At 51.7% G+C, this 12396-nt stretch carries 8 protein-coding genes; 4 read left to right on the top strand and 4 right to left on the bottom strand.

Annotated elements, in window-relative coordinates:
* Nucleotides 1-110 precede the first annotated feature (110 nt).
* The 3 genes from PGRAT_RS24140 (at nucleotide 111) to PGRAT_RS24130 (ending at nucleotide 7520) form a co-directional block, all read left to right on the top strand.
* Entirely contained in the window at nucleotides 111-1415 is a 1305-nt protein-coding gene (locus tag PGRAT_RS24140; protein WP_025709547.1) for a replication-associated recombination protein A, read from the top strand.
* Nucleotides 1416-1790: 375 nt separating this feature from the next.
* Nucleotides 1791-4526: a glycoside hydrolase family 9 protein gene (locus PGRAT_RS24135; RefSeq protein WP_081954797.1), complete on the top strand. Its 2736-nt coding sequence runs from the start codon at nucleotides 1791-1793 to the stop codon at nucleotides 4524-4526.
* Nucleotides 4527-4553: 27 nt separating this feature from the next.
* Nucleotides 4554-7520 carry a glycoside hydrolase family 48 protein gene (locus PGRAT_RS24130; protein ID WP_036704584.1) on the top strand — a complete coding sequence of 989 codons (2967 nt, stop codon included), beginning with the start codon at nucleotides 4554-4556 and terminating at the stop codon, nucleotides 7518-7520.
* A gap of 159 nt (nucleotides 7521-7679) precedes the next feature.
* Here PGRAT_RS24130 and mnmA read toward each other — a convergent pair whose 3' ends face one another.
* A complete protein-coding gene (mnmA, locus tag PGRAT_RS24125; protein ID WP_025705221.1) occupies nucleotides 7680-8801 on the bottom strand; it encodes a tRNA 2-thiouridine(34) synthase MnmA in 1122 nt (373 codons plus the stop codon).
* Nucleotides 8802-9118: 317 nt separating this feature from the next.
* Between mnmA and cymR the strand changes: the two genes are divergently transcribed.
* Entirely contained in the window at nucleotides 9119-9538 is a 420-nt protein-coding gene (gene cymR, locus PGRAT_RS24120) for a cysteine metabolism transcriptional regulator CymR (protein WP_025705220.1), read from the top strand.
* 478 nt (nucleotides 9539-10016) lie between these two features.
* Here the strand turns inward: cymR and PGRAT_RS31280 are convergent, their stop codons facing one another.
* The 3 genes from PGRAT_RS31280 to PGRAT_RS24105 form a co-directional block, all read right to left on the bottom strand.
* Nucleotides 10017-10631, bottom strand: a complete 615-nt coding sequence (locus PGRAT_RS31280) for a hypothetical protein (RefSeq protein ID WP_238326785.1) — start codon at nucleotides 10629-10631, stop codon at nucleotides 10017-10019.
* Nucleotides 10632-10904: 273 nt separating this feature from the next.
* Nucleotides 10905-11198, bottom strand: coding sequence for a hypothetical protein (locus tag PGRAT_RS24110; protein WP_025705219.1), 294 nt, complete (start codon nucleotides 11196-11198; stop codon nucleotides 10905-10907).
* A gap of 478 nt (nucleotides 11199-11676) precedes the next feature.
* Nucleotides 11677-12360, bottom strand: coding sequence for an SOS response-associated peptidase (locus tag PGRAT_RS24105; RefSeq protein ID WP_042267322.1), 684 nt, complete (start codon nucleotides 12358-12360; stop codon nucleotides 11677-11679).
* Between the last annotated feature and the right edge of the window lie 36 nt (nucleotides 12361-12396).

Below are 12396 nucleotides of genomic sequence, written 5' to 3'. Positions count from 1 at the left end.
GCACCCGCCGGGAGGGCGAGGTCATGCTCTTTTTTAATGTGGTATGATAGAGAGCAGTAATGTTTGGTTTAGATTATAAGATTACGAGATTACAGCAAGGAAGTGGACTCATGGATTTATTTTCTTTCGGTGAGGATACGGCGGGCGGACGTCTGCTGGCAGACCGGATGCGGCCGGAGAATCTAGATGAATATATCGGCCAGGAGCATATTATTGGCCCAGGCAAGCTGCTGCGCCGCGCGATTGAAGCCGACCAGGTGTCTTCCATCCTGCTCTATGGCCCTCCCGGCTGCGGAAAGACAACCTTGGCCCATATCATTTCCCATCATACACAGGGCGAGTTTGTGCGGCTGAATGCGGTGGAAGCCTCGGTCAAGGATGTGCGTGAGGTGATTGAGCGGGCCCAGAGCAATAAAGCTCTGTACGGCTCCAAGACGATCCTGTTCCTGGACGAAGTGCACCGTTTCAACAGCTCCCGGCAGGATGCGCTGCTGCCTGCGGTGGAAAAGGGCACTATTACCTTTATCGGAGCGACCACCGAAAATCCGTTCCACTATGTGAACGGGGCGCTTATGAGCCGCTCCACGCTGTTTCAGCTGGAGTCACTGACCAGTGAACACAGCCTGGTTGCGATGCGGAGAGCACTTGCCGACGAGAAGCGTGGGCTTGGATTCATGCAGCTGCAGGCCGATGAGGAAGCACTGCAGCATATAGCGGATATGGCGAACGGCGATATCCGGCGGGCGCTGAACGCCCTGGAACTGGCGGCGATGACCACAGCGCCGGAGCCTGACGGCAGCGTGCATATTACGCTTGCGGTGGCGGAAGAGTCGATCCGCCGCCCGATTGTCAAAGCCGACGAGTCGACCCAGTATGACGTTCTGTCGGCTTTTCACAAAAGCATCCGCGGCTCCAGCGATGCCGCCCTGTTCTGGTTTCTCTATGCCGTAGAGAAGCTCGGCATGGACCCGATGACCTTCATCCGCCGCCTGATTGCGGCCAGCAGCGAAGATATCGGCCTGGCCAATCCGCAGGCGATGGTGCAGGCGGTCAGCGCACTTGAGGCCTACCGCAACAATGGCTGGCCGGAGGCCAAGCTGAACATTGCCCAGGCGATCCTGTTTGCCGTCGAGAGTCCGAAGTCGAATGCCGTGGTTATGGCGATTTCCAGGGCGATGGACAGTATTGAGGAGCTGAAATCAGCCGAGGTGCCGCTGCATCTGCGCGATACACACTACAAAGGCTCGGCGGCGCTTGGCCATGAGGGATACCAGTATCCGCATAATTTTCCCGGCCATTATGTGAAGCAGGAATATTTGCCGAAGGCGATTAGCCGGAGAGTTTTCTATCAGGCTACCGAGCAGGGGAATGAAGCCAAAATCCGCCATAATCAGGGCCTGCGGCGTGGAGAGTAGCACTCAAGAAACAACAAAACGTTTTGAAATGAACCGTTCTTTTGCGAAGTGAGGCAGCATAGCCTCCAGCGGAAGGACGGTTTTTCAGTGGAATGAGTGACAGATGGGGTTATATATGTGATCAAAATGGAAATTATTTTACAAATAAACAGAATCTCTAACATTTCTTGTTGTAAATATATAGAATTATTTACCTGTTTATGGTATATGTGTAGATGGGATGAGCCTATCCTGACATCGCTATGGGAGGTGGAGGATGGATTTGGCGGCATAAGATGTCCAAACCTGGAACCTGGGGAGGTATCGGTGCGTGAGGAAGTCGATGAAGCTGGAATGGAAGCAGGAAGACCAGAAGGAGAAGGGAGCTGGGCTTGTATGAATCCAAGAAAACGGAAGCAAGGTCTTATTTTATCTTTATCATTAATGTTAACGTGCACAATGATCTCAGGAACAGCATTTCACCCGTCAGTCAGCAAAGCGGAGGGAAGCGGATACAATTATGCAGAAGCACTGCAGAAATCTGTCTATTTCTATGAAGCCCAACGGTCCGGCGACTTGCCGGATAACAACCGTGTGGAATGGAGGGGCGACTCCGGGCTGCAGGATGGTGCAGATGCCGGCCATGATCTGACCGGAGGCTGGTATGATGCGGGAGACCACGTCAAATTCGGATTTCCGATGGCGTACACGGCGACGATGCTGGCTTGGTCGGTATATGAGTACAAAGATGGTTATGTGCAATCGGGGCAGCTGGATGAGATTCTGGATAATATCCGCTGGGCCACAGACTATTTTATGAAAGCGCATACTGCTCCCAATGAGCTTTGGGGACAGGTTGGCAACGGAACGGCCGATCATAACTGGTGGGGAGCCGCAGAGGTTATGCCGATGGCGCGCCCATCGTACAAAATTGATGCGTCTCATCCCGGTTCTGATCTGGCGGCGGAAACTGCCGCCGCATTGGCATCGGCGGCAATTATTTTCAGGGATTCGGATACCGCATATGCAGACAAGCTGCTGCTCCATGCCAAGCAATTATACAATTTTGCCGATACGTACCGTGGGGTATACTCCGAAAGTATCACGGATGTTAAACAGTATTACAATTCATGGAGCGGCTATGCCGACGAATTAAGCTGGGGCGGAGTCTGGCTGTATATGGCGACCGGTGACCAGACTTATTTGGACAAAGCCGTAACCGCCAGCAATTCGTGGAGCACCAATCAGTCCGGGCAATGGGGTTATCAATGGACGCAATCCTGGGATGACAAGCATTACGGTGCCCAACTGCTGCTGTCGCGCATCACAGGCGATCCCAAATTTATCCAATCCACTGAACGGAATATGCAGTTTTGGACAACCGGAGTGAACGGGACAACCGACAGGGTTGCCTATACCCCTGGGGGACTTGCGCATTTGGACCAGTGGGGGGCATTGCGCTATGCGGCCAATCAGGCATTTCTGGCTTTTGTCTATGCGGATTGGGTAACCGACCCGGTGAAGCAGAATACGGCCCGGGCATTTGCCGAACGGCAGATTACGTATATGCTGGGGGATAATCCGCGGAGCAGCAGTTATGTCATCGGCTTCGGCAGCAATGCGCCGGAGCATCCGCATCACCGGACCTCCCATGGTTCCTGGAGCGACAGCCAGACAACCCCTGTCAACCACCGCCATATCCTGTATGGTGCGCTGGTTGGAGGGCCTTCCAAGACCGACAGCTATACGGATACGATCAACGATTATGTCTCCAACGAAGTTGCAACCGATTATAATTCAGCCTTTACGGGTGCGTTGGCCAAAATGATGCTCTTGCACGGGCAGGGCCAGCAGCCGCTGGAGAATTTCCCTCCGGCCGAAACGCGTGAGGATGAGATGTTCACCGAGACTTCTGTGAATGCGAGCGGCAGCAATTTCGTGGAGGTCCGCGCATTGCTCAATAACCGCTCGGGCTGGCCGGCACGTTCCAGCAGCCAGATGTCCTTTAATTACTATGTGGACCTTAGTGAAGCTGCCGCTGCCGGGTACGGGCCGGAGGATATCACGGTCAAAGCGGGAGGCTATAATCAGGGTGGCACGGTCTCGCAGCTGCTTCCCTTTGACGCAGCCAACCATATTTATTACACGAAAATTGACTTTACCGGGACACCCATTTATCCCGGCGGGCAATCCGCCTACCGCAAGGAGATTCAGTTCCGGATCAGTGCTCCGCTGAATACGGCTTTCTGGGATAACACGAATGACTTCTCCTTCAAGGGTGTGGCTTCTGGTGCATCCTCTCCTGTGAAGAACCCATATATTCCTGTGTTCGATGCAGGCGTTAAGGTGTATGGGGAACTGCCTTCCGGCGGCAATCCCGGTGAACCCCAGGTGCCGGGCCGTCCGACCGGACTGCAGGCAGCCGCAGGGAATGCCAGTGTCTCATTGACCTGGAATGCTGTCAGCGGTGCGGCACGATACACTATCAAACGCTCGCTGGTAAGCGGAGGACCTTATGCCGGCATTGGGACGGCAACAGGAACGACCTACAGCGACAGCGGGCTGGTGAACGGAGTGGACTATTACTATGTTGTAACCGCTTCAAACAGTGTGGGTGAAAGCACGGCGTCTGCACAAGCCAGCGCCCGGCCAAAAGAGACGGCCCCGCCCACTAAGGGAGATTTGCGTGTGCAGTACCGCACCATTGATCCAAGCCCCGGCGACGCGCAGATCCGCAGCCAGTTCCGGATTGTGAATACGGGAACAGAAGCGGTAGCGCTCAGCGGACTGAAGCTCCGTTACTATTACACCGTGGACGGGGACAAGCCGCAGGAATTTCATTGCGACTACGCGGTTCTTGGCAGCGGGAATCTGAGCGGAAGCTTTGTGAAGCTGGCTGCACCGGCCGCACTGGCGGATTCTTATGTGGAGATTTCTTTTGCCCCAGGTGCCGGAAATCTTGCTCCGGGCGCGGATACAGGAGAAATCCAGGTACGCATCAACAAAACCGATTGGACGTCTTACAACGAGAGCAATGACTATTCCTACAGCAGAACTCAGCAGGCTTTTACAGATTGGGGCAAAGTCACACTTCACCGTGAGGGAACCTTGGTTTGGGGCTTGGAACCATAATTTAATCCAGAGAGGAAGCATGCCGAAATGAAGAAGCTAAGTTCAATCCAAAAACCTATTTCCTTAGCCATGGCTGCAGTCCTGACGCTCACCCTTATAACTGGTATCTTTAATTTCAGACCCGCAGCGGCACAGGCCGCTTCAGTCGAACAGACAAGGTTTCTGCAAATGTACAGCCAGCTGAAAGACCCGGCGAACGGCTATTTCTCGGCTGAAGGCATTCCGTATCATTCGGTGGAGACCCTGCTCAGCGAAGCGCCCAATTATGGACATATGACCACCTCGGAGGCATACAGCTATTGGATGTGGCTGGAAGTGCTGTATGGCTATCATACGGGAGACTGGAGCAAGCTGGAGTCCGCCTGGGACAACATGGAGAAGTACATTATCCCGGTTAATGAAGGGGACGGTGTGCAGGAGCAGCCGACAATGAGCTATTACAACCCGAACAGTCCGGCGACTTATGCCTCCGAGTTCGGACAGCCGGATCAGTATCCGAGCCCGCTGAACGGCAAATACAGTCCCGGAAAAGACCCGCTGGATGCCGAGCTGAAGTCCGCTTACGGCAACAACCAGACCTATCTGATGCACTGGCTGGTGGACGTCGACAACTGGTACGGTTTCGGGAACCTGCTCAATCCTGCGCATACGGCTGCTTACGTGAATACTTTCCAGCGGGGCACCCAGGAATCAGTCTGGGAGGCTGTACCGCATCCTTCACAGGATGACAAATCATTCGGCAAAACCAATGAAGGCTTCATGAGCCTGTTCACCAAAGAAAGCAATGCCCCTGCGGCACAGTGGCGGTATACGGATGCTACCGATGCTGACGCGCGTGCTGTACAAGCTATGTACTGGGCCAAGGAGCTTGGCTACAACAATACTGTATATCTGAACAAAGCCAAGAAAATGGGCGATTATCTGCGGTACGGCATGTATGATAAATATTTCCAAAAGATAGGCAGTGCCGCAGACGGCACACCGGAAGCCGGAACGGGCAAGGATGCCAGCCATTATCTGCTGGCCTGGTATACCGCGTGGGGCGGGGGACTGGGGGCAAGCGGGAACTGGGCCTGGAGAATCGGCACCAGCCATGCGCATCAAGGCTACCAGAACGTAGTCACAGCCTATGCTCTTTCTGATCCGGCCGGCGGTCTGGTTCCGGCTTCGGCAACAGCCGGACAGGATTGGAGTAAATCCTTAACCCGCCAGCTGGAATTCTACAACTGGCTGCAATCCTCCGAAGGCGCTATAGCAGGCGGAGCGACGAACAGCTATAACGGGTCATACAGCGCTTATCCAGCCGGTACAAGCACGTTCTATGGCATGGCCTACGATGAAGCTCCTGTCTACAGTGATCCTCCGTCCAACAACTGGTTCGGCATGCAGGCATGGAGTGTGGAGCGGGTAGCTGAGCTGTATTACATTCTGGCATCGGGCGGCGATACCACCTCGGCTAATTTCCAAATGGCCAAACGTGTGATCGAGAACTGGATGGACTGGTCCACCGATTATGCCTTTGCCGGGAGCCGTCCGCTTGCGGACGCCGAAGGCTATTATCTGAACAAGCAAGGACAACGGATTCTGGGCGGAGATGATCCCGAAGTGGCAACGGTATCCGCACCCGGCGAGTTCTGGATTCCAGGCAACGTGGAGTGGCAGGGACAGCCTAATACGTGGACCGGCTTCAGTTCGTTCAGCGGCAACAGCAATCTGAAGGCTGTTACCAAGAATCCGGGCCAGGATACAGGCGTGCTGGGCAGCTATATTAAAGCGCTCACGTTCTTTGCTGCAGGGAACAAGGCAGAGCACGGCAGCTACACTGCGCTTGGCGGAACGGCCTCGCAGCTGGCGAAATCACTGCTGGATACGGCATGGGGCTATAATGACGGGGTGGGTATCACCACAGTAGAGAAACGTGCGGATTATTCCCGCTATTTCACCAAAGAAATGTATTTCCCGGCAGGCTGGACCGGCACCTTCGGTCAAGGGAATGCCATCCCGGGCAGCGCGACGGTGCCTTCAGATCCAGCAAAAGGCGGCAACGGAGTGTACGCAAGTTATACCGATGTGCTCCCGAAGATCAAAAATGATCCGAAGTGGAGTGATCTGCAAGGAAAATACAACAGCTCATATAACCAAGCCACCCAAACCTGGGACAAGGGAGCACCTGAATTTACCTATCACCGTTTCTGGTCGCAGGTGGATATGGCAACAGCATATGCTGAATATGACCGTCTGATCAACACCGGCACCGAAGAACCCGTTGCCCCAAAAGCGCCTTCCAAACCAGCCGCCACCGCCGGAGATAAGGCCGTTGCGCTAAGCTGGAATAAGGTAAAAGGTGCAGACAGCTATACAGTTAAACGGGCAACAACCAGCGGCGGGCCATACACTGCATTAGGGAATGTCACGCAGGCCACCTACAGTGACACCAGCGTGGTCAATAACACGACCTACTATTATGTCGTAAGTGCCGCCAACAAAGCAGGGACCAGCCCGGATTCACCGGAAGTCTCAGCCAAGCCAACAGCGGTGCCTACACCGGCTGTGGGGGATTTAGTGGTTCAATACCGCACAACGGATACGGATCCCGGCGACTCCCAGCTGCGTCCAGTGCTGCGGATTGTTAATAATGGAGCCACGGCGGTAGAACTCAGCAAGCTCAAGCTCCGTTATTATTACACCGTTGACGGGGACAAAGCGCAGCAGTTCAATGTGGATTATGCCACAGTGGGCAGCGGCAATGTGCTGGGCAGCTTCGTGAAGCTCGTTCCTGCTGCCGCAGGAGCGGATTATTACGTGGAAATTTCATTCAGCCCGGCAGCAGGCAGCCTGTCACCAGGTGCGAATACCGGAGAGATCCAGCTGCGCATCAACAAAACGGACTGGAGCAATTACAATGAGACAGGGGATTATTCTTACGATCCAGCCAAAACCGCCTACACCGACTGGAGCCGGGTGCCCTTGTATTTGAATGGCGTGCTGGTATGAGGGCTCCAGCCTTAAACTCAGCGGGAAGTCTGATACAGGTTCAAACTAAGAGATCCTACCTCTCTAAGCAAAAAAAAGAACCTTTGACTCCACTGCTCCTGTGGGTTTAAAGGTTCTTTGGTTTATTCTATACCGTAAGGATGCTGTATAATGAATTTTTTACAGCTGCGGCAGCGGGACGACTTTCTCGGCAGCCTCGATGGTTCCGCCGCCCAGGCATTGTTCGTCCAGATAGAATACTACAGCCTGACCTGGGGTAATCGCCTTTTGCGGGGCATCGAAGGCGACGTGAACCATTCCGTCTTCCTGCGCAGTCAAGGTCACGCCCTGATCCGGCTGGCGGTAGCGGAACTTCGCGGTGCATTTCAGCGGGGCAGCCCCAAGCTGGCCTTCTTCAATCCAGTTCACGCCCGAGGCGGTCAGACTGGTGGAGTACAGACTTGGATGCTTGTCGCCTTGAACCACATAGAGAATGTTGCGGTTCAGATCTTTTTCGGCCACAAACCAAGGCTCACCGGTGCCGGAGCCGCCGATGCCAAGGCCCTGGCGCTGACCCAGTGTATAATACATTAGGCCTTCATGCCGTCCTTTGACTTCGCCGGTGGCGATATCTACCATGTCGCCGGATTGGGCCGGCAGGTATTGGCTGAGGAATTCGCGGAAATTGCGCTCGCCGATGAAGCAGACGCCGGTGCTGTCCTTTTTCTTGGCAGTATACAGTCCGGCTTCTTCGGCGATCCGGCGCACTTCAGGCTTCGGCAGATGTCCGATCGGGAACATCGCTTTGGAGAGCTGGTACTGATTCAGCGCATTGAGGAAATAGGTCTGATCTTTATTGCTGTCCACTCCGCGCAGCAGCTTGAAGACACCGTCTTCTTCGATAACCCTTGCATAGTGGCCGGTAGCAACATAATCTGCGCCAAGCTGCAGCGCCTTATTCAGGAATTCCCCGAACTTGATCTCACGGTTGCACATGACATCCGGATTAGGTGTCCGTCCGGCCTTATATTCATCGAGGAAATAGGAAAAGACTTTATCAAAGTATTCCTTCTCGAAATTAACGGTATAGTAAGGAATATCAATCTGCTCGCATACGCGGCGGACATCCTCGGCGTCGGTCTCGGCTGTGCACACGCCGAACTCGTCGGTATCGTCCCAGTTCTTCATGAAGATGCCGATGACGTCATAGCCTTGCTGCTTAAGCAGTAGCGCCGTAACAGAGGAATCGACTCCTCCCGACATGCCGACAACGACACGTGTATCCTGATTTGCCTTTGTCATCGAAATCACCATTTTCTATGCAAAAAATACCGGTATCCTTGCAGAACACCCGGCTCATTGTGTATTATAACATACCTGTCTACCCCTCACTGCATACAGCAGAAGCAAATTGTAGCGGATCAGGCGGAAAGTTTGACAATTTGTCCACCACTGGCGAACATTCTTGCAAAAAGTTACAGTTTGCGCTCCAAATGTGCCCAAGGATATGATAACATAAGCTGAGAGCAAACATCGGAATACGTTGATATGACATTCCTCATGTCAATCCAACGATATGCTTTACTAACACCAGCAACTAAACCGAAAGAGGTGCACCTTTGAAAATTTCTACAAAAGGACGCTATGGATTAACCATTATGATGGAGCTCGCCCTAAAATTTGGCGAAGGTCCCACATCACTTAAGAGTATTGCCGAGAAAAACGGGCTGTCCGAGCATTACCTGGAGCAGCTGATCGCCCCGCTGCGCAATGCAGGACTGGTGAAGAGTATCCGCGGAGCATACGGCGGCTATATTTTATCGCGTGAAGCCGGTACTATTACCGCCGGAGACATCATCCGCGTGCTGGAAGGGCCAATTTCGCCTGTGGATTTCACCGAAGAGGATGATCCGGCGAAGCGCGACCTCTGGCTGCGCATCCGCGACAGCATCGCCGATGTCCTGGATTCCACCACATTATCTGACCTGATCAACTTTAAGGAAGAGACTCATGCGGATAATTACATGTTCTATATTTAGAGGGATTGTCGGGAACCCTTGAGGGACAAGGGCTTGCGGCGGTTTGGGGGACTTGAGTTACCCACACGCTTAGCAACATGAAGATATATTTGCTCAGTGACTTTAGATCGTGTCTTATGACCGATCGAACCTGAATAAGTTAAACGGCCTGCGTGGTGACACATGAGGGCCGTTACTTTTCTTATTACATAGAACAACGTTCCCGATATACCGGGAACGTCGGTTGGTTGGTCCGTGTACTTCGGTGAAGACAAAGGGCAAGGGAAACGCTTGGCATCAATCTATTGATTCATGATAAGGTTTAGCCATTACCTATGCCGTGGCCCATGATTTGAATTAACATTTGACTGTTTACTATAGAGTCAATAGTACCTACAGGTACTCTCCAATTTGAAGTTTGTATTGTTCTTTCTCTTTTTCATCTGCTTGGTGCCGATGCTGCCCAAACAGATCGACACATTTGATGACCGTACCTTCGTTATTGATTCTGGCAGATGACTCCAAACTTTTGCAGGATGAAGTTAATCCCTTCCTTGCGCTTGTTATGTAAATAATAGGATGCCAATTCAGCGAGAAATCTGGTATATTGATTGGCTATGATTTGTTGGTTGTGGATAATGCCAAACTCCGTAAGATTTGTTCGATAGGGGATATAGGCGTCAAACCTCTCCAGAATGTGATCTATATTCCAAACGTAGCGGTTTGCCGCTATGGTTATATGATATAAAGCTACAAATATCTCATTACTTTTGGGAGCGATGTATTCTACATATTCAGGTAGTACTTCCTGCTGCCCTGACAATAATTGATAGAGTAAAGAGTTCGCGGTACCCCACTCATGGAATTGAGCTAAAGTCCGCTTGCTTACTTCATCGTCTTCTTGTATCGAGCTACCACCCATGTAGAGGGCAACGAATTTCAGTGCCGACTTGTAGTCCCTATGCTCCTCGCAGACGCTTGAACGTATCAGATGCGAATATAGGATGTAGAAGTAGAGCGGTTTTTCAGGTGTTTTCTCGTTGTCCAGCTTACGGTTTGAATGTCGCTGATGGTTGTAGCGAAGAGTCGCTAACCGAAACATTTCCTGCGCCAATTGATCTACATAATATTCTATAATATTCCAATGGTCAATATTTCAGACTAGTAGAAACAGTGAACTGGGGCAGGGGGGCAATTAGTTCAGGAGGGATCGAAATTGATTTTTCATCGTATGAATAGCCTCTTTGAAATTTCTAGTACATGTGGCGTGAAGTTCAACAGGTCCTTCCCCCAAAAAATTGGGGAGGACCTGTTTTTTTCGAGCAGAGGTTAGGGATTGTTATTGCTTCAGGATAAACTTTTCAGGCTGGATTGACCCCCTCCCTCATCAAATGAAAAATGGAAGCAAGTACAAAGCGGCAATGGCGCCAAAGGGTATACGTCTCGGATAAAAGCGGCGGCGTGGATAGAAACCCGGATAGTATCCAAATTGTCTGTAAGTAGATGCATTGGCAGGCATCCCGTTCATTTGACCAATCATTTCATTTGAAGGTACAGCCAGCGTAACGTAATCCTGGTCAACATGAGCAATGAACCCGTCAAAATTCTGACCATCAGTAGTAGTCATGCCAACATACTTATTTATGCAGTTCCAGGCGAGTTGTTGATAATTTGTATCCATGGATAGCCTCCTCAAATAATATCTCGACACAGTATATGGACTTCAGCCTATAGTGAACACGGCGTATGCCTATATTTCAAAGATTTTGGGATTAAAGAAAAAGCCTCCGAATTAACGAAGGCTCATGAAGGAAGCAATAAGCAGTGACTATTTTCTTTTTTTACGTTTTTTAATTCCCGACACATGACACATTACATCTTTAACAGTGTACTCATAACAGTGTTGAGGAACTGGCACACAATGATGTTGTCTTATGATTTCAACCGGGTGAATCACTTGAACAATCTGAGGATGGTAGTAGTTTTCATAAACTGTCTCAGGCGGGTCTACAACAGTTTGGGTCGGGCAATTTGGACAAAATGACATTTTCTTCAGCTCCCCTTTATTGGACTTAGGTTAATATATGCATGACACATTGCTACGCTTGTTCATTTGTCCATACAGGTAAGAACCATTGATCATTGAAAATGTCCATTTTCTAGCCTGCGCTTTCTTCCGCCTCGTTAACTAATTCCTTATAGTCATTGCGTACATTGCCTACCGCCGCCGACACGGGATACGCGCGCATCTGCTCTGCGGCATAGGGCCGCAGCAGTTTCAGAAGGTCCGGGACCTGACGATTATTGCGGTCAAGCCACTCCGATTCTGCTTCGCGGCTGAGAATAACCGGCATCCGGTCATGGATGTCCGCCATCAGACTGTTAGACTCGGTAGTGATAATGGTGCAGGTGCTGAGCTTCTTGCCGCTGGCATCCATCCATATGTCGTACAGGCCGGCCAGCGAAAATAGCTCTCTGCTCTTCAGTGTAATCCGCATCGGCTGCTTTCTCCCGTTCTGCTGTTTCCATTCATAGAAACCGTCTGCCGGGATGATGCAACGGCGCGAGCTGATCAAGTTTTTGAAGGCAGGCTTGTCCTGAAGCGATTCTCCGCGTGCATTGATCATTTTGCTGCCGTTCTTATCCTCTTTGGCCCAGGCGGGCACAAGCCCCCAGCGCAGCTCTCCGAGCCTGTTCTGTTTGCCGTCATGGATGACCGCCGGAATAGACTGCATCGGGGCCGCGTTGTATTTCGGCGCATAATGGACAATCGTGGTGTCCTCAATTAAATACCGCAGCATCAATTCTTCCATGTTTACGGTAATGGTATATCTTCCGCACATTTTGCAGTCCCCTCCTTGTGTCTCTGAAGGTTATAA

The sequence above is a fragment of the Paenibacillus graminis genome (genome assembly GCF_000758705.1).
Taxonomy (GTDB): domain Bacteria; phylum Bacillota; class Bacilli; order Paenibacillales; family Paenibacillaceae; genus Paenibacillus_AQ; species Paenibacillus_AQ graminis.
The sequence above is the reverse complement of the archived record's forward strand: the minus strand, read 5'-3'. Positions and strand labels throughout refer to the sequence as shown.